This window comes from Streptomyces sp. NPDC085596, from assembly GCF_044541565.1.
Classification (GTDB): Bacteria; Actinomycetota; Actinomycetes; order Streptomycetales; family Streptomycetaceae; genus Streptomyces.
Window position 1 is genome coordinate 140469 of the sequence record NZ_JBITTC010000003.1, and the last position, 20953, is coordinate 161421.

Below are 20953 nucleotides of genomic sequence, written 5' to 3' on the forward strand. Positions count from 1 at the left end.
GGTCAGCCGCGCTGGTCCCCGGCGGCCGGGGGCTTCGTGGCCCGGTTCTCCGCCAGCAGCTCGTCGTACTTGTGGGACAGCTCCTCGTACCGTTCCTCGGCGTCGTCGTCGGAGTCGCGCTTGCGACGGCTCAGGATGTACAGCACGACCGGCCCGGTGATCATCGAGACGACCGGGATCAGCGCCCACCACGGCATGGTTCCTCCCCTGGGTGCGGCCTTGCGGGAGCGCGCCGCGCCACTTCACGGGGAGGGTATGCCCTGGCGGGGCGCCCGCCAACACCGCTCGGCCGCGAAAGCCCCGCGTACCCCGGTTGTAACCAGGTGTTTCGCGTCAACCACTGGACGGACTGGCCCGATCGCTTCTAAGTTCCCGTCTCAACAGATCACTTGTTCACGTGCCACACCCCTGGTTCGCACAAGTGCCCTGTCGTGCAAGGCCGTTGGTGCATCACTCACCGTGCGATGCGAAAGGCTGTGGTGAAGACCGGATTTCCCGCGCCCGACGGCGCCCTTCCCGATCAGCGGGCCGCCGCGGCGCATCCGGACCGCCCCCGCTTTCAGGTCCTCGGCCTGCTGGCCATCACCGACGGCCACGAGACCGTCGTCCTCCAGCCCTCCAAACCGACCTCTCTGCTGGCCGCCCTGCTGCTGCACCCCGGTGCCGTGGTCTCGGGCGAGCTGCTCCAGCGCGTGGTGTGGGGCGACCGGCCGCCGGCCGGCGGCAGATCGGCGCTGCACACCTGTGTCCTCAGACTGCGCCGCCTGTTCGCCAAGTACGGGGTCGCCGACCGCGCCATCGAGGCGGTGCCCGGCGGCTACCGGCTCCAGGCGGACGCCGACACCCTGGACCTCCTCGACTTCCGTGACCTGCTCGGCCGGGCCTCAACCAGCGACGACCCGGAGGCCGCGCTGCGGCTGGCGCGGGCCGCGCTGGGGCTGTGGAAGGGGCCACTGCTCGGCAATGTCCACTCCGACGAGCTGCACCGCGACCACGTCCCGCGCCTGGCCGAGGAGCGGCTGCTCGCCGTGGAGCGGGTCTTCGACGGCGAACTCCGCCTGGGCAGGCACCGGGAGATGATCGCCGAGGCCCGTGAGGCGGTACGCGTCCAGCCCGGTCACGAGGGGCTGTCGGCGCTGCTCATCGAGGCGCTGTACCGCTCGGGCCGCCGGGCCGAGGCGCTCGCGGAGTACCGGCGTATCCACGCCCACCTCACCTCCGAGCTGGGGGTGGAGCCGGGTGCGGGACTGCGCGGTCTCCAGCTCGCCGTGCTGCGGGGCGAGCCGTACGGCGGGCGCCCGGCGCTGCCCGCCTCCGGTGTGCCGCCGTCCGCGCCCGCCGGGGCGCCGTCCGCTCTGGAGCGGGCCTCTCCCCCGGCGCCGGGCGCGCTGGTGCTGCGCGCACTGGTCGACGCCGGACTGCTGGAGGAGGACCCGTCGGGCCGCTACCGGGTCCACGACCTGCTGCGGCTCTTCGTCCAGGCGGCCGGTACCAGCCTCCCGGCCACCGCACCGCACGACCCGGCGGAGAAGTCCCCACCCCCCGTCGGCTGACCGCTCTCCCCGCCCTCTCTCCCGGAGGTTTCGCCAGCATGGCCCACGCTCCCTCGTCCCACGAGGAGATCGCCCAGTCGCGGCCCCGCATCCGCAGGGACGTCCTGTTCACCCAGACCCCGAACGGCGTGCTGTTCCACAACGCGCACGGCGGGTTCAACGTCGTCACCCAGTCCGCGTACCGCTTCGCCGCGCTGATCGTGCCCCATCTCGACGGGGAGCGGCGGGTCGAGGAACTCTGCGCCGGCCTGGGGGACAGGCAGCGCGACATGGTGGTCCAACTCGTGCGCGCACTCTACGCGCGTGGTTTTGCCCGGGATGCCGGGCCGAGACCCACCGGCAGCACGCTGTCGCCGCAGGTGGCGGAGCATTTCGCCCATCAGCTCGACTATCTGGATCATTACGCGGACGACGCCCACGGCAGGTTCGCCCGGTTCCGCGACACCCGGGTCGCGGTCCTCGGTGACGACGAGATGGCGCGCTGGGCCGCGCTGGGTCTGCTGCGCAACGGCTGTGCCACGGTGGCCATCACGGTCGAGGACGCGGCGGAGGGCGCCCTCGACCGTGAGCCCCGGGGCACGGCCGACCTCGACGCGGAGGTCACGGGGCTCGCCGAGGCGGGCTGCGCGCCCACGCTGACTCGGCTGGGCGGCGGGGCCCTGGGCTGGGCCGACCTCGACGGCTGGGACACCGTGCTGGTGACCGGGGCCGACGCACCGCGTCAGCTGCTGCGGCTGCTCACCGAGGGTGTGCCGGCCGGGCGGCGGCTGCTCGGGGCGTGGACGTTCGGGGAACGGGCGGTGGTCGGGCCGGTGATGACAGCCGGGACGCCGGGCTGCTGGTCCTGCGCCGCGCTGCGGCTGGGCGCGGGTTCCGACGCCGCCGACAGTGCCGACCTGTGGGCCGCTCTCGGTCCGGCCGCGCCGCTGGGCGCGCCCGCGCGGGTGCCCACCGGGCCGCTCGCGGGGATGCTCGGCAATCTGCTGTCGTTCGAGGTGTTCCGGCTGGTGACGGAGGCGCTGCCGGCCGAGACCCGTAACCAGGTCATCGTGCAGGATCTCAACTCCCTGGACGTGCTGGCCGAGCCGCTGCTGCCGCACCCCCGCTGCACCATCTGCACCTCCGGTGAGCCCAAGGTCCCGGACGGGGCCGCGCTGCGGGTGCCGCACGCGGACGACGAGCCGATGGCGCTGCCCTCCGACGGCCCGGCGGACGAGGCGGCCGCCAAGGCGGCGCTGGCCGCGCTGGAGCTGCGTGACGTCCTGGTCCGCGAGGCGGCCGGGGTGTTCGGCGGGTACGCCGACGACGACTGGGAGCAGACCCCGCTGAAGGTGAGCACCGTACGCCTGGGGGTCTCCCCCGGCCGGGTACGGGAGGTCTCCGCGATCGACGTGCACCATGTGGCCGGGGCCCGGCTCGCCGCGCTGTTCCGGGGTGCCGAGGTGTACGCCGAGCACGTGGTGCCGCCTCGGGTGGCGGCCGGCGGCACGTGGAGCCGGGTCGCGCCGGCCGAACTCGCGGTATCGAGCGGGCTGGACGTGCCCGTGGACGGGGTCGCCGCGTGGACGGAGGCGACCTCGCTGCTGGACGGGCGGACCGTGCTGGTGCCCACGGGTGCGGTGCGCACGCTGGGCGGCTGGAACGACCAGGGCCTGTTCGAGCGCACGTCGGCGGGTACGGGCGCCGCGGGCACCCCCCGCGCGGCGCTGGCCCGCGCCCTGCGCTCCGCCCTGGCCCATGACGCCCTGCGGCGGGCGATCCGCCGGGCAGCCCCCGTAAGGCTGGTGGACCTCAACTCCCTGACCGATGACGCCGAGTTGCTCTTCCTGCTGCGCTCGGCGGAGAACCTGGGCGTGACGGTGGAGGTGCTGGACCTCACCGAGGCGGGCACCGGCGCGCTGCCCGTGGCCGTGGCCCGCCTCACCGATCCGGAGAGCGGTGCGGTGCGCTGGGCTCCGGGCAGCGGTCTGCGGTCGCGCGAAGCGGTGCTGGAGGCGCTGCGCGATCTGCTCGGCGCGGAGCAGCTGCGGCGGGCCGGGGCCGAGCCTGACCTCGGTGACCCGCTGTGGGCCGATCTGGAGGCGGCCGCGCTGGTCGCCGAGGGCGAGCCGGTGCCGTTGGGCGCGGCCGGGACCGACTGGGGTTCGGTGCTGGACGCGCTGGCGGCGGCCGGGCGGGACGCGTTCGCGGTGCCGGTGACCGCGCCGGACCTGGCGGTGGGCGATGTGCACGCGGTGCGGGTGCTGCTGACCGGTGGCGAGCCCGGTGCCCACTGAGACCGAGGCGGCGCCGGCCGCCGTCGACTCCGGCACGCCCTGGGACGCGGTGTGTACGCGGCTGACCGCCGCTCTCGCCTCCCGCGTCCCCGGCCGGCCCGCCGTGGTGACGGCGCTCGGTGTCCGCGACGAACTCACCGACGAGGCCGTGGAGTTCGCTCCCGGCACGATCCCGGTCGGCCTGTACGGGCATCACGCCGTGGTCGGTCCGGTCGCCCCCGTGGACGGGCGTGGCTGTCCGCGCTGTCTGGCCCGGCGCTGGCAGGCGGTGCGCGCCGGGTTCCTGCGGGACGCGCTGGAGCAGGGCGGGCCGACCCGCGCGACCGGGACTCCGCCGTGGGCGGCCGGCTTCGTGGTGGACGCGCTGGCCGCGCTCGTCTCGGCGGCGGACCGACACCCGCGTGCCGTACGGCATCCGTGGGTGTGGCTGCTCGATCTGGAGACGCTGCGGATCGCCCGGTTCCCGTTGGTGCCGGACAGCGAGTGCCCGTCCTGCGCGGGCCGCCCGGACGACACGGCCGAGGGTGCCCGGATCGCCCTGGAGCCCACTCCGGAACACACGCCGGGCAGCTTCCGTACCCGTCCGCTGTCCGCGTACGACCTGCCGCTGGAGGCGTTCGCCAACCCGGTGACCGGGATGCTCGGCCCGTCCGTGGCACCCGATCTGACCTCCGCCTCCACCTCGTCGGCGGTCGGCGCCTTCACCACCCGCTCCGGCGCCTACCTGCGGGAGTGCTACTGGGGCGGGCACACCGGGGCGTACGGCACGAGTGTGCGGGTCGGGCTGCTGGAGGGGCTGGAGCGGTACGCGGGGATGCGGGCGCGGGCCCGGCGCCCGGTCGTCACGGCCACGCTGGAGGAGCTGGGTGACACGGCGGTCGATCCCCGGGTCACCGGGCTGTACCCGGACAGCTTCGACGCGGCCGCGGTCGGCGCGCCCCGCTTCGCGCCGGACCGGCCTGTCGAGTGGGTGTGGGGCTGGTCGCTGCGCGACGCCCGGCCGGTCCTCGTCCCCGAGGTGGTCGCCTACTACCACGCGCCGGGCGGCATCCGGCGCCGGTTCGTTCAGGAGAGCTCCAACGGCTGCGCCTCCGGCGGCAGTCTGGCCGAGGCCGTGCACCACGGGCTGATGGAGACCATCGAGCGCGACGCGTTCCTGCTCGCCTGGTTCGGCCGGGCACGGCTGCCCGAGATCGACCCGGCGAGCAGTGCGCGGCCCGCGACCCGCGCGATGGTGGACCGGCTGGCGATGTACGGGTACCGGGCGCGGTTCTTCGACACCCGGATCAGCTTCCCGGTGCCGGTGGTGACCGCCGTCGCCGAACGGATCGACGGCGGGCCGGGGCTGCTGTGCTTCGGCGCGGGCGCCTCCCTCGACCCCGAGGACGCGCTCGCGGGCGGGCTGTGCGAGATCGCCACCGACTCGGTGAACCTGCGCCGCCGTACCGCCCGCGAGGAGCGGCGGCTGCGCCGGATGGCGGCCGACTTCGACGAGGTGCGGGTGCTGCACGACCATCCGCTGCTGTACGGGCTGCCGGAGATGGGCCGGTACACCGACTTCCTGCTGCGCGGCCGGGACGACGGTGAGCGGGTCCCGCTCGCCTCGCTCACCCCGGACCGTCCCCGGCCCGCACCGGCCGACCTGCGCGCGGACGTCGAGGCGGTCGTCGCGGCCGTCACCGCGCGCGGCTTCGACGTGGTGGTGGTCGACCAGACGGCGCCCGAGCAGCGGGAGTTGGGCCTGAGCACGGTCAAGGTGCTGGTGCCCGGTCTCGTCCCGATCGACTTCGGGTGGAGCCGGCAGCGCGGCCCGTGGCTGCCCCGTACCCGTACCGCGCTGCGGGAGGCCCGGCTGCGTACGGCCGATCTGACGCCGGACGACCTCAACCCGGCCCCGCATCCCTTCCCCTGACCGCCCCCGCGGCTGAACGCGGCACAACGAACCCTGGGCGCCCGGCCCCAGCTGCCGGGCGCCCGCCACAGACGAGCTGACTAGGGAGTGACCGTGGGATACGCCCATGAGTACGCGACCGCGGTGATGCGGCGGGGCAGGACCCCCATGGAACCGGCCGACTTCGTGCCGGACTGGGCCGACCGGCCCCGCAAGGGCAAGTACTTCCCCGGCGTGCCCTCCTTCCCGCTGCCCGACGGCGGCTGCGCGGACGACGCCACGCTGGGCCGGGGCCTGTTCGGCGAGCCGGGCACGGGCGCGTTCACGCTGCCCCTGCTGGCCGCGATGCTCCGGGACTCCTACGGGCTGACCGGGCGCCGGCTGGCGGTGCAGGCCAACTCGGACCTGGGATCGCTGCCGTTCCACACCCACGCCAACTGGTCGCGGGGCACCGCCTCCGGCGGCGGCCTGTACCCGATCGGTGTCCACTGGGTGAGCGGCGCGAGCGGCCCGCTCACCCCGGGCGTCTACTACTACGACACCCCGCACCACCGGCTGAACCGGCTGCTGTCGGGCGACGTGTCCGGCGAAGTGCGCGCCGCTCTCGGGGACTTGGCGGAGGCGGACACCGATCAGTTCCTGGTGCTGGGCGTGACCTTCTGGCAGAACGCCTTCAAGTACAACAGCTTCTCCTACCACGCGGTGACGATGGACATCGGCGCCCTGCTGGAGACCTGGCGGATGTGGGCGCGGGCGCACGGACTGCGGCTGGGCACCGCCCTGTGGTTCGACGAGCCGCGCGTCGGGCGGCTGCTGGGCCTGGACCCGGCGGAGGACGGGGTGTTCGCCGTGGTGCCGCTGCGCTGGGCGACGCCCGCACCGGAGGCGGCCGCCCCAAAGACGCCGGGAGCGGCGGTGCGGCGGGTGCCGGACGAGCGTTCGCGGCGGACGCTGACCTTCCCGACCCTCGGCCGGGTGCACACCGCCACGCTGGAGGGCGCCGCCGAGAGGCCCGCCCCCGGCCGGCTGGACCCGGCGCTCGCGGCTCCGGCGGGGCCCGGCGAGCGGGTGCCGCTGCCCGACCCCGCCCCGCTGGACACCACCGTGCGGCGGGCGCTGCGTGAACGGCGCAGCAGCTTCGGCCGGTTCACCGCGGGGGCGCCGCTGGACCCGGCCAAGCTGTCGGTGACGCTCGCGGCCGCCGTCACGGCCGCCACGCTGGACAGCGATGTGGAGACGCCCGGCGGGGCACCGCTGACCCGGTTCCACGTCTTCGTCAACCATGTCCGCGACGTCCCGCCGGGCCTGTACGAGTACGACCGGGACACCGGCGATCTGGTGCTGCTGAAGCCCGGCGAGTTCGGGGCGTTCCTCCAGGAGAACTACTTCCTCGCCAACTACAACCTGGAGCAGGCGGCCGCCGTGCTGGTGCCGGTGGCGCGTACGTACGCCGTGCTGGACGCCGTGGGCGACCGGGGGCTGCGGCTGGTCAACGCCGCCGTGGGCGCCATCGCCCAGGCCGTGTACACGGCCGCCTCCGCCGCCGGGACCGGCTGCGGGGTCGCGCTGGGCTTCGACTGCGTGTCGTACGCGGAGGAGTTCGGGGTGGCCGACCGGGGCGAGGTGCCGCTGCTGATCATGATGATCGGCGAGGAGCGGCCCCGGCCCGCCGACTACCGCTACGACATCGTCGCCCCATGACCCGCCCGACCGACCGCCTCCTGCCCGGTCCGCGGGAGTCCCGACACGAGAGGGGCAGCACGGTATGAGCCCGGCCACCACCATCGCCGAGACCACTGTGACCCTGCACGACCGTTTCATGCTGCGCGTGGCCGGCCTCCCGGCCGAGACCGTGGAGGTGCTGCGCGCCCCGGAGACCGCCGACTGGGCCGCGCGCACGGCGGCCGAGGAGGACAGGCTGCGCGCGCTGGGCGCCCGGCTGAGCGATCCGCTCTCGGCCGCGGTCGGCGCGACCGAGGACGCGGCCCTGCGCCGCCGCCTGCTCGCCCTGCGCCGCCAGGTCTTCAACAACCGCCTGCCCGCCGGCCTCCCGGCCGCCCGCGAACTCGCCGAGGGCCTTGGCGGGGACACCGGCGCGGATCTCACCGCCTGGCTGGAGGCGCGGCTGCGCTGGGAGGAACTGCGCGCCGAGGGCGAGGCGGTGCTCGGCGGCGCGCTGGCCCGCACCCGTGCCGCGCTGCGCGAACTGGCGCTGGACGACCGGCTCCGCCGGGGTCTCCTGCTGGCCTCGCCCACGCTGGAGGAGCGGCTCGACGCGTTCGCCGCCGACCGGACTGAGGCGCCGGGCAAGCGGGCCCGCAAGATGGAGCGTTCGCTGCTGTCGTATCTGTACCGGACCGCCTGCAAGACCAGCCCGTTCAGCACGCTGACCGGGGTCGCGCTCGGCGGCTTCGCGGAGGGCGGTGACCTGACGGAGGTGGGCGACGACTGGACGAGCCACCCCAGGCTGAACGTGGTCGTCCTCACCCGGCTCGCCGAGCTGATCGTGGCCGACCCGGCCCGCCGGGCCGACCTGCCGGTGGCACCGGCCTCGGGCTGGAAGCTGGACGACGACCGGGTGCGCTATGTCCGGCGGGCGGTCACGGCGGGGGACGACAGCGCGCCGGTGAGCTTCGACGCCGCCCAGGACCGGCTGTTCTTCCTGCGCCGGCAGGGCGCCCTGGACGGGATGCTGGCGCTGCTGCGTGACACCGAGGGCACGCTCACCCACGGCGACCTCGCGCGCTGGCTGGCCGCCACCACGGGCGCCGGGGAGGAGGAGGCGGGGCACTATCTGACGGCGCTGCGCGAACTGGGCATGCTCCAGCTCCCGTTGCTGGACACCAGCGTGCACAGCCCCGACCCGCTGCGCGCCTTCCAGCGGGCGCTGCGCAGCCTGGGGGTGGCCTGGGCGGACACCATCGCCGCCCGGCTGGACGGCCCGGCCGAGGCGGTCGCGCGGTACGGGGACGCCGACGTGCCCACCCGGCGCGCTCTACTGACCGGACTCCGCACCGAACTCGCCTCCCTGCAGGTCGACTTGGGCGCCGAGCGCCCCGTACTGCCGCAGACACTGCTCTACGAGGACGTGTCGGCCGGCACCACCAGCGCGCCGCTCGCCCAGTGGGCCGAGCCGGTCGCCGCTCCGCTGCGGTCGATCGGCCGGGTGCTGCCCGCCTTCGACGTGGCGCTGCCCCAACGGCTCACCCTCAAGGGCTTCTTCGTCGCCCGGTACGGGCGCGGCGGCCGCTGCGAGGACCTGTTGCGGCTGGTCCACGACTTCCACGAGGACATCTTCCGCCAGTACCTCCAGTTCACGGCGGCCAAGGACGGCTACCTCCCGGACGGCAGCCACGCCCCGGAGGAGAACTGGCTCGGCGTCCCGGAGATCACCTCCGTCGACCGGGCCCGCGCCACACTGACCGCCCGGATGCGCGAGCGGTGGGCCGAACTCCCGCAGGACACCGAGGAGTTCGTACTCGACGACGCGACCGTGGACGAGATGGCCGACGCGCTCGGCACCGCCGCGCCCGCGTTCCGTCCGCAGAGCCACTTCCTCCAGCTCGCCCGCCGCGAGGACGGTCCGCTGGCCGTGCTCAACAACTCCTACGGCGGCCTGTGCTTCCCCTTCACCCGCTTCACGCACTGCTTCGACGGCACGGACGGGCCGGGGCTCACCGACGCGCTGCGGGACGGGCTGCGTTCGGTGCTGCCGCCCGGCGTGGTACTCGCCGAGGTGACGGCCGGAGCCGCGACCACCAACCTCAATCTGCACGGCCGGCTGACCGACTACGAGATCGTCTGCCCCGGCGAGAACAGCACCGCCCCTGAGGAGGCCCGCCTCCACCTGGACGATCTGTACGCCGTGCACGACGAGGCCGGGGACCGGCTGCTGCTGCGCTCGCGGCGCCTGGACCGCGAGGTCGTCCCGGTCTACCTCGGCTATCTGGTGCCGATGGTGCTGCCCGAGATCCCGCGCACCCTGCTGCTGTTCTCGCCCACCTCCCGCTCGGTGCCGGACGTGTGGCGCGGGGTGCCCACCGGTCCCGCCACGGACGGCGTCACCCGGCGCCCCCGGGTCCGCCACCACGCGCTGGTGCTCCAGCGGCGCTCCTGGACCGCCGCCGACGGCCACCTCCCGCTACGGGCGCCCGGCACCGCCGACGCCGACTGGTATCTCGCCTGGCACCGCTGGCGTATCCAACACGGCTTGCCCGCCCGCGTGTTCGCCACCGTCCACGAGGAGACGGAGGACGGCCAGGGCGCCGCCTGGTTCGGCGGGTCCAAGCCGCAGTACGTGGACTTCGAGAGCCCGCTCTCGCTCACCGCCCTCGAAGGACTCCTCGCCGGGAAACGGGCCCGGACCGTCTTCGAGGAGATGCTCCCCGCCGAGGACGAACTGCACGTCACCTCACCGCGCGGGCGGCACGTCGCCGAACTCGCCGTCGAACTGCTGCCCCTCCCGGCCGCCCGACCCGAAGAGGACGCCACCCCATGACCGCTCCCACCGCAGCCTCCACCGCGCCAGGCCCGGCCGCCGGGGAGGCGCCCGGCGAGTGGCTGGCCGTACACGTCTTCTACGCGGCCAGCCCCCGCCCGCTGCTCCAGAACTGCGTCCGGCCACTGGTCGACACCCTCACCGAGGAGGGCCTGCTCGCCGGGTACTTCTTCATCAACTACTGGCTGGAGGGCCCGCATCTGCGGCTGCGCCTGAAGCCGGCCCGCGCCGCCGACGCCCCCGTGGTCCGCGAACGGGCGCACACCGCGCTGGAGACGTTCCTGCGCGAGCGGCCCGCACTGTACGAGGTGAAGGACGGCTTCTTCGCCGACCTCTACGAGACCCTGTTCGCCCTGGAGTTCGGCGACGAGGAACGCTCGGAGTACCTGGGCCCGGACGGCCGGATGCTGCTGCGCCCCAACAACTCCTTCGAGGACCGCCCCTACGAGCCCGAGTACGGCAAGTACGGCGGTTCGGCCGGGATCGAGCTGGCCGAGTGGCACTTCCAGCACTCCAGCGACCTGGTCATCGAGGCCGCCCGCTCCATGAACCTCCATCTGCGCACCGTGCTGCTCGGGCTGTCCGCCCAGCTGATGATGGTGATGTCCGGCACCTTCCTGCGGGACGACGAGGCCCTGCTGTCCTTCCTGGACCGCTACCACACCTTCTGGAACCGGGCGTTCTCCAGCACCAACTACACCGCCGACGCGGGCTACGACCGCGCCTACACCGCGATGGGCGCGAGCCTGCCCGGCCGGTTCCGGGACATCCGGGACGCGGTCGCGGCGGGCGAGACCGAGCGGCTCCCGGCGTTCCTGCGCGGCTGGGCCGAGCACTGCGCCGAGCTGCGCGACCGGGCGTTGGCGCTGACCCGCGACGGCGAGCTGGTCTTCCGCTCCTGGGACGGCACCCGCGACCTGCGCCCCACCGACCCGGCGCAGGCGCTGCCGATGCTGCTGTCGCCCTATCTGCACATGACCAACAACCGGCTGAGCACGACCGTGCGCGACGAGGCTTTCCTGTCGTACGTGCTCGCCCGCGCCCTGCGCGACGGCGGAGCGCGGGGCGCCGAAGGCGACGCGGACGACTCGCTGGCGGGCTGGCGCCGCGGGGGTGAGGGGTGACCACCGGCACGTTCCTCGCCAGCCGCCCCCGGGTGCGCCCCGACCTGGTGGCCGGGCCCCGGCTGGTGCGCGGTGCGGCCCGTATCCATCTGCTGAAGGACCCGCGTACCGGGCGGCGGCTGGAGCTGGGGCCCAAGGAGCACTTCCTGATCACCCGGCTGGACGGGACGCGGACGCTCGACGAGATCGGCGGGGAGTACGCAGGCGCGTTCGGTGCCCGGCTCGGGGAGGCGCAGTGGGGGCAGTTGCTGCGGCTGTTGCACGGCCGGGGTCTGCTGGAGGGCTCCCCCACGCCGCCCGCGGCACCACCGGCCGGGCCCGGGCGGCCGCCGAACGGGATTCTCGCCGGGCGGACCCGGATGGTGTCGGACGCGCCCGCGCTGATGGACCGGCTGCACCGGCTCACCGCGCCCGCGCGGCGGCCCGCCGTGCTGGCGGTGCTGACCGCGCTCGCCGTGGGCGTGTTCGTCGCCGTCGTGGCGCAGGCCGGGACGCTGTGGCACCAGACGGAGGAGGCGGCGGAGCAGCCGGTGCTGCTGTTCGCCATCGGCTGTGTGCTGTGGTGCGGGCTGGCCCTGCACGAGCTGGCGCACGGGCTGTTCGCGCGGGCCTGGGGCGGGCGGGTCACGGAGATCGGGCTGCGCTGGATCTGTTTCGCCACCTATCTGTACTGCGAGGTGGAGGACGTCCAGTTCCTCGGCAGCCGGGCCCGGAAGGTGGCCACGGCGTGCGCCGGCGTCTTCGCGAACCTGCTGTTCCTGGTGCCGTTCTACCCGGTGTGGGCGCTGCTCCCGGCCGACGCCCAGGCCCGGCCCGCGCTGGGGGCGCTGCTGCTGCTCGGCACCGTCCTCGGCGTGGCCAACCTGCTGCCGCTGCCGCCGCTGGACGGCTACAAGGCGCTCGGGCACGCGCTCGGCGTCTCCGGGCTCTCCGAGGGCGCCCGCACCTTCGCCGGCCTCGCCGTACGCGCGGTGTTCCGGCGGGGTCCGGGCATCGCCGCGTATCCGGCGCGGCTGCGGCTGCTGTACGGCGGTTTCGCGCTGCTCACGGCGGTGCAGAGCGCGGCGCTGCTGGTGCTGTGCGGGGCCGCGCTGCGGGCGATGCTGCCGGACGGCCCGGCGGTGCTCGCCTGGGCGCTGCCGCCCGCGCTGCTCGCCGCCGTCCTGCTGCTGTGGGCGCTGGGCGGGCTCGGCCGGCGCCTGCGGGACCGGCGTACCACCGGGGCGGCTGCGGCCGCCTCCCCCACGACCGAGCCGGGGCGTCCCGTCCCGGCGGACGCGACGGCCGGTCACGTCCCGGCCGTCGTACACCAGTTGAGGAAAGGCGAGATGAGCGCACCCGACAGCAGGACGGAACCCGCCCCGAGCGGCACCCGCACCGAGACCGTCGTCGCCCTGGACGGCGTCAGCAAGCGCTACGGGGAGGTGACGGCTCTCGACGGCGTCTCCCTGGAAGTGCGCCATGGTGAGTTCTTCGGCATCCTCGGGCCGAACGGCGCGGGCAAGACCACCCTGGTGGAGATCGTCGAGGGCATGCGCGAGGCCGACTCCGGCAGCGTCGCCGTGTTCGGGCAGAGCCCCTGGCCGCGCGACATCGCGCTGCTGGCCCGGATCGGCGTACAGACGCAGGCGTCGGCGTTCTTCGCGCGGCTGACCGCGGGCGAACATCTGCGCACCGTGGCCGCGCTGTACGGCATGGCACCCGAGACCGCGAAGACCGCGCTGGAGCGGGTCGGGCTGACCGAGAAGGAGAACGCGCGGGTCGACCATCTCTCCGGCGGCCAGCGGCAGCGGCTCGCCGTCGCCACCGCGCTGCTCAACGAGCCGGAGCTGATCTTCCTGGACGAGCCGACGGCCGCCCTCGACCCGGAGGCGCGCCGCGAACTGTGGGAGCTGCTGCGGTCGTTGCGCTCGGAGGGGCGCACGATCATCTGCACCACCCACTACCTGGACGAGGCCGAGGCGCTGTGCGACCGGGTGGCGATCATCGCCGGGGGCCGGGTCGTCGCACTGGACTCGCCCCGCAACCTGATCCGCGCCCTGGCCGCGCCGACCCGGCTGCTGGTGCCCGCCGACAAGCTCTCCCCCGAGGCCGCGCTCGCACTGGCGGACGTGGACCGGGCCACCGTCCAGGGCGGTGACCTGGTCATCGAGACGACAGTGCCCAACCGGGTGCTGCCCGCGCTCGGTGACCTGGTGGACATCGACTCGGTCTCGGTGCGCACCCCCACCCTCGAAGACGCCTACCTCTCGCTGACCGGCACCGGATCGGAGCACCACCGTTGAGCGCCTACGCCGCACTGACCAGGGCCACCTATGTCGCGAGCGTGCGCGACAAGACGACCCTCTTCTTCACCTTCGCCTTCCCGCTCGCCTTCCTCGTGCTGTTCGGCCTCATCTTCCAGGGCGACAAGATCAACGGCGGGCTGGCCTCCATCAACTACATCGCGCCGGGCGTGCTGTCCTGGGGCGTGGGCAACGCGGCCGTGTTCTCGGTGGGCTTCGCCCTGATGCAGTGGCGCCGGGACGATCTGCTCCGGCTGATCTGGCGCACCCCGACCCCGCTCCGTACCCTGATCGCCTCGCGGTGGACGGTGGCGATGGGGGTGGCGCTCGCGCAGGCCGCGCTGTTCACCGCCGTCGCGCTGCTGCCGTTCTTCGGGCTGCGGCTCATGGGGCCCTGGTGGGCGGCGCTGCCGCTGCTGGTGCTGGGGGTGACCGCGTTCCTCGCCATGGGGCTGGTCGTCGGCAGTCTGGCCGACACCCCGGAGGCGGTCGCGGCCATCGCCAACCTGGTGATGGTGCCGATGGCGTTCCTGTCCGGCTCGTTCTTCCCGGACGACCTGATGCCGGGCTGGCTGCGCACCGCCGCCAAGGTGCTGCCGCTGCACTACCTCAACGACGGCCTGACCGACGCCATGGGCGGCCGTGGCGACCTGGGCGACATCGCGCTGGACTGCGCGAGCCTCGCCGTGTTCGCCCTGTTCTTCGGGGTGATCGCCACCCGGATCTTCCGCTGGAGCAACCGGACATGACGACGACGATCACCCCCCTGGAGGCCGCGCGGGCGGACCTCCAGGCCCGGCTGGCGGTGCGTGCGACCGCGGCCGGGCTGCCCGCGCCCGACGTTTCCCGGATCGGCGACACCAATGTGCTCGGTGCGGCCGGGCTCCCCGTCGGCCCGGCTACCGTGCATCTGACCGCACAGGCCGTGCTGCTCGGCCCGTGGGGCGGTACCCCGGCGACCGGTCCGGCCTGCGGGACCTGTCTGGCGATGCGGCGGCAGCGGCTGCGGACCCGTACCGAGCGGGAGGCGTTGGAGACCGGTACGGAGACCACGGCGGCCGGAGCCTGGCCGGTGCTGCCGGACCACACGGTGGACGCGGTGTGGTCGCTGCACCGGCTGATCGCCTCCGGCGCGGCCCGGCACTCCGCCGAGGGACCGGACGCCGAGCTGCCCCAGGTCACCGAGGTCGACCTGGAGACGCTGCGAGTGCGTACGTTCCCGCTGCTGCCGGAGCCGATGTGCCCGCACTGCCGTCCGTTCACCGAGGAGGCGGAACTGCGCGCGGCGGCCGAGGCCGCGCTGCCCTCGCCGGGCCCGCTGCCCAAGCCGCGCCCGGACTCCTACCGGCTGCGCCGGGCGTCGGACCATCCGCTGCCGGTGAAGGCCCTGGCCAACCCGGTGTGCGGGGTGCTGGGCGGCGGCACCTGGATCGACGTCACCTCCCCCACCACCGCGCCGGTCGCGGGCAGCGTCTTCATGCGGGGGTACGCCGGGCTCACCGACGTCACCTGGAGCGGGCAGGCCAACTCCTTCACGGACAGCCGCGACCTGGCCTTCCTGGAGGGCCTGGAGCGGTACGCGGGCACCCACCGCCGGCACCGCGCGCCGGTGGTGACGGCCTCCCTGGAGGAGCTGGGCGACCGCGCCCTGGACCCGCGTACGTGCGGGCTGTACGGGCCGCGCACCTACGCCGAGGACCCGATGGTCGAGCCCTTCGACCCGGCCCGGCCCATCCCGTGGGTGACCGGCTGGTCGCTGCGGGACGGCCGCCCGGTGCTGGTACCGGCCCGGCTGGTCTACTACAGCGCGGGCACGGCCGCCGACAACTTCGTCTTCGAGTGCTCCAACGGCTGTGCCACCGGCAGCAGTTGGGAGGAGGCGGTCTTCTTCGGCCTGCTCGAACTCATCGAGCGGGACGCCTTCCTGCTCGGCTGGTACGGCGATCTGCCGCTGCCGGAGATCGATTTGGACTCGGTGCGCTCGCCGAGCGTGCGGGCGATGGTGGCGCGGGCCGCGCTCCAGGGCTACGACGTACACGTCTTCGACAACCGGGTGGATCTCCCGGTGCCCGTGGTCACCGGGCTCGCGGTGCGCCGCGACGACGCGCCGGGTTCCCTGGCGTTCGCGGCGGGCGCCTCCTTCGACCCGGAGACGGCCGTGGAGTCGGCGGTCTCCGAGATCCTCACCTACATCCCCCACCTGCCCGGCCAGGTCGCCGAACGGCCCGCCGAACTCGCGGCCATGGCCCATGACTTCGACCTGGTGAAGCGGCTGCCGGACCACGCGGCGCTGTTCGGGCTGCCCGCGATGCGCGTACACGCCACCGGCTATCTGAAGCCGCCCCGCACGGCATCGCCGGCCGAGCTGTTCGCCGGCTGGGAGGAGCGGCGGCCGCGCACCGGGGACCTCCGCGACGATCTGCTGCTGGTGCGGGACCTGCTGGGCGAGGCGGGCTGCGAGGTCATCGCCGTCGACCAGACCACGCCCGAGCAGCGGCGGATGGGGCTGCGCACGGTGGCAACGCTGGCTCCGGGGCTGCTGCCGATCGACTTCGGCTGGCCGCGGCAGCGGGCCCTCACCATGCCGAGGCTGCGTACCGCGCCGTACCGGGCCGGTCTGGTCCCGGCGCCGCTCGAGGAGGAGGAGTTGCGGCGGGTGCCGCATCCGTTCCCGTGAGCGGGGCAGGCGTTCAGCTCGTCGGCGCGCGGGCCGTGAAGAGGCCCGCGCACGCCGACGGTCCCCGGCGCGCTGACGCGGGCCGGGGACCGTGGGTGCGACGCCTTGGGTCAGGCGGTGCAGGAGGTGGTGCTGGTGGTGCTGGAGCAGGTGCTGGTGGAGGAACAGCTCGTCGACGAACCGAGCATGACCTCGCTGGCGTCCGAGTAGTCGGTGATCTCGAAGGTCTCCGACTCCAGGTCCAGGATCTCCTGGGCGAGGGAGGCGAGGTTGTTGTCAGCCATGATGGCTCCTTCCGGGTCAGGTGGCCTGCTGCCGGCCGGGAGGGGTCCCGTCCGGTGGTGCGCTGAACCTGCCGGAGGAGCGAGCCCCCCGGACACCTCCCTTTCTACGCGCGTCCGACACCAACTCCCTTACCGATGGCTGTCACTTCGCTGACACCCCCGTACGACAACCCCCTGGAGTCCCCGCCGTGAGCAGCGACCAGTCCCGTCCGTCCGTGACCGTGGGCGGTGGTGTTCCGCCCGGTCTGGACGCCCTGCTGGCGTCCACCGCCGAGCTCTATCTCGACCTGCACCGGCACCCCGAGCTGTCCGGCGCCGAGGAGCGCACCGCCGCCCGGTTCGCGGACCGGCTGACGGCCGACGGCTTCCGTGTGCTGCGCGGTGTCGGCGGCCACGGGGTCGCCGCCGAACTCGTCAACGGCGACGGTCCGGCCGTGCTGCTGCGCGCCGAGCTGGACGCGCTGCCGGTGGCCGAGGAGACCGGCGTCCCGTACGCGAGCACCGCGACCGCGCCGGGCCCGGACGGGCGGCCGGTGCCGGTGATGCACGCCTGCGGCCATGACGCCCATCTGGCGTGCGCGGCCGCCGCCGCCCGCTGGCTCGCCGAGCACCGGGACCGCTGGCGCGGCACTTTGCTGGTCGTCGGGCAGCCCGCCGAGGAGACGCTGAGCGGTGCCCGCGCGATGCTGGAGGACGGCCTGTACGACCGGATCACCGCGCCGGACGTGGTCCTCGCCCAGCACACGGCCGCGTTCCCGGCCGGGATGGTGGCGCACGCGGACGGGCCGCTGATGGCGGGCAGCGTGACGCTGGAGGTGGTCTTCGAGGGGGACGGCGGACACGCGGCCACCCCTCATCTGACGGCCGATCCGCTGCTCGCGGCGGCCGGCGCGGTGACCCGGCTCCCGGCCGTCGCCGCCCGCGAGACGGACCCGGCCGAGCGGCTGGTGGTCACCGCGTCCTCGCTGCGGGCCGGGGACACCGGGCGCTCCGGGAACGTGATAGCCACCCACGCCGAGCTGCGGGTCACCGTACGCGCCCTCTCGGAGGCGGCGCTCGTACGGGGCACGGCGGCGGTGGAGCGGGTGGTGCGCGCAGAGGCCGCCGCGGCCGGGCTGCCGCCCCGGGTCACCGTGCGCGAGCTGACCCGCTCCGGCGTCACCCGGCCCGACCCGGGCGTCACGGCCGCCGTCCGCGCCGCCCACCAGGCGGCTTTCGGCGCCGCCCGCGTCACGGGCTGGCCGGCCTCCGCGGCGACCGAGGACTTCCCGCTGCTCACCGGCGCGGGCGGCCATCTGCACGGCCGGCCCGGCATCCGGGGCGCCTACTGGATGCTCGGCTCGGTCGGCCCGACCCAGTGGGCGGCGGCCCCCGGCACCGGACCGGCGGAGAAGTTCCGGAGCCTCCCCGGCAACCACTCCCCCCGCTATCTGCCCAGCGTCCGCCTCACCCTGGACACCGGCACGGCCGCGCTGGTGACGGCGGCACTCGCCCAGCTGGGACCGGCGGCGGGGTAATCCCGTTGTCCCACAGCCTGGTCGGGCCGGACGGCGGCACGCGTGGCCCGGATCACCATCCGAATGCCGGACGGTACCGGCGACGGAAGGCCACGGCCCGTAGGCTGACCTGTGCAGCTGGTTCGCCCCGTCCGCCAGACGGGGTGTCGTAAGAGGGAACCCGGTGGGAATCCGGGACTGCCCCGCAGCGGTGAGCGGGAACGACCGCCGTCATACGCACTGGGTCCGACGCACGGACCTGGGAAGCGACGGCCACTAGGTGTCTCGTACGGCTTTTCCGTACGCGACGCGCCCGTGAGTCCGAAGACCTGCCATCTGCCCGTGCGCGAACCACTCGCGTGCGGAATTCCGGTGACCTCGAGGGCGGGTCGGCGTACACACCAGACGGACCACCGCGCCGTGCCGCGCGGCCGCGTACCCGCTGGTCGTCACCCCTTCACGTGCTCGTCCCGTCGCCGGGATCTCAGGGATTCATCTCGTGAAGGAGATCTCCGTGACACCGAAGTCCGCAGCCGCGGCAGCACGGTCCACCGTGTACGGCTACCCGCGTCAGGGCCCGGACCGGGAACTGAAGAAGGCCATCGAGGGCTACTGGAAGGGCCGCGTCGACGCCGACGCCCTGAGGGCCACCGCCGCGGACATCCGCCGCGCCAACTGGCAGGCGCTCGCCGAGGCGGGTGTCGACGAGGTCCCGACCGGGGACTTCTCGTACTACGACCACGTACTGGACACCACGGTCATGGTCGGTGCGATCCCGGCCAGGCACCGGGCGGCCGTCGCCGCCGACCCGCTCGACGGCTACTTCGCCATGGCGCGCGGCACGCAGGACGTGCCGCCGCTGGAGATGACCAAGTGGTTCGACACCAACTACCACTATCTGGTGCCCGAGTTGGGTCCGGACACGGTGTTCTCCGCCGACTCCGCCAAGCAGGTCGCGGAGCTGAAGGAGGCCCTCGCCCTGGGTCTCGCCGCCCGGCCGGTGCTGGTCGGCCCGGTCACCTACCTCCTGCTGGCCAAGCCCGCGCCCGGTGTCGCCGCCGACTTCGATCCGCTGACCCTGCTGGACCGGCTGCTCCCGGTGTACGCCGAGGTGCTGGCCGACCTGCGCGCGGCCGGGGCCGGGTGGGTGCAGCTGGACGAGCCCGCGCTGGTGCAGGACCGTACTCCGGCCGAGCTGAACGCCGCCGAGCGCGCCTACCGTGACCTGGGTGCGCTCACCGACCGGCCGAAGCTGCTGGTCGCCTCGTACTTCGACCGGCTGGGCGAGGCGCTGCCGGTGCTGGCGAAGGCGCCGGTCGAGGGTCTGGCGCTGGACTTCACCGAGGCCGCGGCCGCCAACCTGGACGCGCTCGCCGCCGTCGGCGGGCTGCCCGGCAAGCGGCTGGTCGCCGGTGTCGTCAACGGCCGCAACATCTGGGTCAACGACCTGTCGAAGTCCCTCGCCACCCTGGGCACCCTGCTCGGGCTGGCCGACCGGGTCGACGTCGCCCCCTCCTGCTCCCTGCTGCATGTCCCGCTGGACACCGGCGCCGAGCGGGACATCGAACCGCAGATCCTGCGCTGGCTGGCCTTCGCCCGGCAGAAGACCGCCGAGATCGTCACCCTGGCCCAGGGGCTGGCACACGGCACGGACGCGATCGCCGCCGAACTCGCCGCGAACCGGGCCGACCTGGCCTCCCGCACCGGCTCCCCCCTCACTCGTGACCCGGCCGTCCGGGCTCGGGCGGAAGCCGTCACGGACGCCGACGCCCGCCGCGCCCAGCCGTACGCCGAGCGGGCCGCCGCCCAGCGCGCCCACCTCGGCCTGCCGCTGCTGCCGACGACCACGATCGGCTCGTTCCCGCAGACCGGCGAACTGCGCACCGCCCGCGCCGACCTGCGCGCGGGCCGGATCGACACGGCCGGGTACGAGGAGCGCATCAAGGCGGAGATCCAGGAGGTGATCTCCTTCCAGGAGAAGACCGGCCTGGACGTCCTGGTGCACGGCGAGCCCGAACGCAACGACATGGTGCAGTACTTCGCCGAGCAGCTCACCGGCTACCTCGCCACCCAGCACGGCTGGGTCCAGTCCTACGGCACCCGCTACGTCCGCCCGCCGGTCCTGGCCGGCGACATCTCCCGGCCGGAGCCGATGACGGTCCGCTGGACGACGTACGCCCAGTCCCTGTCCGACCGCCCGGTCAAGGGCATGCTGACCGGACCGGTGACCATGCTCGCCTGGTCCTTCGTCCGCGACGACCAGCCGCTCGGTGACACCGCCCGGCAGGTGGCGCTCGCCCTGCGCGACGAGGTGAACGACCTTGAGCAGGCGGGCACTTCGGTGATCCAGGTGGACGAGCCCGCGCTGCGCGAGACGCTTCCGCTGCGTGCCGCCGACCGGGCCGCCTACCTGGCCTGGGCGACGGAGGCGTTCCGGCTGACCACCGCCGGGGTCCGGCCGGAAACCCAGGTCCACACCCACATGTGCTACGCCGAGTTCGGTGACATCGTGCGGGCCATCGACGACCTGGACGCCGATGTGATCAGCCTGGAGGCGGCCCGCTCGCACATGCAGGTGGCCCGCGAACTGGCCGCGCACGGCTACCCGCGCGAGGCGGGTCCGGGTGTGTACGACATCCACTCCCCGCGTGTGCCGAGCACCGAGGAGGCGGCCGAGCTGCTGCGTGCGGGGCTGAAGGCGATCCCCGCCGAGCGGCTGTGGGTGAACCCGGACTGCGGTCTGAAGACCCGCGCGTGGCCGGAGACGCGGGCGTCGCTGGAGAACCTGGTGGCGGCGGCCCGTACGGTGCGGCGCGAACTGCCTTAGCTGCGTTGCCCGTTCGCCCCGGCTCCGGGTGGGCCGGGGCGG

13 protein-coding genes and 1 riboswitch are annotated in these 20953 nt (G+C 74.3%); of the genes, 11 read left to right on the plus strand and 2 right to left on the minus strand.

From position 1 onward, the window contains the following. Positions 1–2: 2 nt before the first annotated feature. Entirely contained in the window at positions 3–197 is a 195-nt protein-coding gene (locus tag ACIGA3_RS10680) for a hypothetical protein (RefSeq protein WP_399712871.1), read from the minus strand. A 267-nt stretch (positions 198–464) separates the two neighbouring features. Here ACIGA3_RS10680 and ACIGA3_RS10685 point away from each other — a divergent pair, with 267 nt between their 5' ends. The 9 genes from ACIGA3_RS10685 (at position 465) to ACIGA3_RS10725 (ending at position 16304) form a co-directional block, all read left to right on the plus strand. After that, a complete protein-coding gene (locus ACIGA3_RS10685; RefSeq protein WP_399712874.1) occupies positions 465–1553 on the plus strand; it encodes a BTAD domain-containing putative transcriptional regulator in 1089 nt (362 codons plus the stop codon). 38 nt (positions 1554–1591) lie between these two features. Continuing rightward, positions 1592–3829 carry a TOMM precursor leader peptide-binding protein gene (locus ACIGA3_RS10690; protein WP_399712876.1) on the plus strand — a complete coding sequence of 746 codons (2238 nt, stop codon included), beginning with the start codon at positions 1592–1594 and terminating at the stop codon, positions 3827–3829. Next, positions 3819–5741, plus strand: a complete 1923-nt coding sequence (locus ACIGA3_RS10695) for a TOMM precursor leader peptide-binding protein (protein ID WP_399712878.1) — start codon at positions 3819–3821, stop codon at positions 5739–5741. Before ACIGA3_RS10690 ends, ACIGA3_RS10695 begins: the two co-directional genes overlap by 11 nt. A gap of 93 nt (positions 5742–5834) precedes the next feature. Continuing rightward, the gene (locus tag ACIGA3_RS10700) at positions 5835–7421 is read left to right on the plus strand and encodes a nitroreductase family protein (RefSeq protein WP_399712881.1); all 1587 of its coding nucleotides are present in this window, start codon (positions 5835–5837) and stop codon (positions 7419–7421) included. A gap of 64 nt (positions 7422–7485) precedes the next feature. Next, positions 7486–10218 (plus strand): lantibiotic dehydratase, encoded by a 2733-nt coding sequence (locus ACIGA3_RS10705; RefSeq protein WP_399712884.1) that lies wholly within the window; start codon positions 7486–7488, stop codon positions 10216–10218. Next, entirely contained in the window at positions 10215–11342 is a 1128-nt protein-coding gene (locus ACIGA3_RS10710) for a lantibiotic dehydratase C-terminal domain-containing protein (protein ID WP_399712887.1), read from the plus strand. Before ACIGA3_RS10705 ends, ACIGA3_RS10710 begins: the two co-directional genes overlap by 4 nt. Next, positions 11339–13627: an ATP-binding cassette domain-containing protein gene (locus ACIGA3_RS10715; RefSeq protein ID WP_399712889.1), complete on the plus strand. Its 2289-nt coding sequence runs from the start codon at positions 11339–11341 to the stop codon at positions 13625–13627. Before ACIGA3_RS10710 ends, ACIGA3_RS10715 begins: the two co-directional genes overlap by 4 nt. Continuing rightward, positions 13624–14376, plus strand: coding sequence for an ABC transporter permease (locus tag ACIGA3_RS10720; protein ID WP_399712891.1), 753 nt, complete (start codon positions 13624–13626; stop codon positions 14374–14376). The genes ACIGA3_RS10715 and ACIGA3_RS10720 overlap by 4 nt, the downstream gene beginning before the upstream one ends. Further along, the gene (locus ACIGA3_RS10725) at positions 14373–16304 is read left to right on the plus strand and encodes a TOMM precursor leader peptide-binding protein (protein WP_399712894.1); all 1932 of its coding nucleotides are present in this window, start codon (positions 14373–14375) and stop codon (positions 16302–16304) included. The genes ACIGA3_RS10720 and ACIGA3_RS10725 overlap by 4 nt, the downstream gene beginning before the upstream one ends. Before the next feature lie 110 nt (positions 16305–16414). On the opposite strand, the gene ACIGA3_RS10730 is transcribed toward ACIGA3_RS10725, so the two are convergent. Continuing rightward, positions 16415–16588 (minus strand): thiazolylpeptide-type bacteriocin, encoded by a 174-nt coding sequence (locus tag ACIGA3_RS10730; protein ID WP_018548797.1) that lies wholly within the window; start codon positions 16586–16588, stop codon positions 16415–16417. Between the two features lie 188 nt (positions 16589–16776). Here ACIGA3_RS10730 and ACIGA3_RS10735 point away from each other — a divergent pair, with 188 nt between their 5' ends. Next, positions 16777–18105 carry an amidohydrolase gene (locus ACIGA3_RS10735; RefSeq protein ID WP_399712897.1) on the plus strand — a complete coding sequence of 443 codons (1329 nt, stop codon included), beginning with the start codon at positions 16777–16779 and terminating at the stop codon, positions 18103–18105. Positions 18106–18206: 101 nt separating this feature from the next. Continuing rightward, a riboswitch (cobalamin riboswitch) is annotated at positions 18207–18436 on the plus strand. A 162-nt stretch (positions 18437–18598) separates the two neighbouring features. After that, entirely contained in the window at positions 18599–20911 is a 2313-nt protein-coding gene (gene metE, locus ACIGA3_RS10740) for a 5-methyltetrahydropteroyltriglutamate--homocysteine S-methyltransferase (RefSeq protein WP_399712900.1), read from the plus strand. Positions 20912–20953: the final 42 nt, after the last annotated feature.

Excerpts from the sequence above, each read along its gene's own strand:
- ACIGA3_RS10680 (WP_399712871.1), bottom strand. The coding sequence starts at position 197 with ATGCCGTGGTGGGCGCTGATCCCGGTCGTCTCGATGATCACCGGGCCG.
- ACIGA3_RS10685 (WP_399712874.1), top strand. The coding sequence starts at position 465 with ATGCGAAAGGCTGTGGTGAAGACCGGATTTCCCGCGCCCGACGGCGCC.
- ACIGA3_RS10690 (WP_399712876.1), top strand. The coding sequence starts at position 1,592 with ATGGCCCACGCTCCCTCGTCCCACGAGGAGATCGCCCAGTCGCGGCCC.
- ACIGA3_RS10705 (WP_399712884.1), top strand. The coding sequence starts at position 7,486 with ATGAGCCCGGCCACCACCATCGCCGAGACCACTGTGACCCTGCACGAC.
- ACIGA3_RS10710 (WP_399712887.1), top strand. The coding sequence starts at position 10,215 with ATGACCGCTCCCACCGCAGCCTCCACCGCGCCAGGCCCGGCCGCCGGG.
- ACIGA3_RS10725 (WP_399712894.1), top strand. The coding sequence starts at position 14,373 with ATGACGACGACGATCACCCCCCTGGAGGCCGCGCGGGCGGACCTCCAG.
- ACIGA3_RS10730 (WP_018548797.1), bottom strand. The coding sequence starts at position 16,588 with ATGGCTGACAACAACCTCGCCTCCCTCGCCCAGGAGATCCTGGACCTG.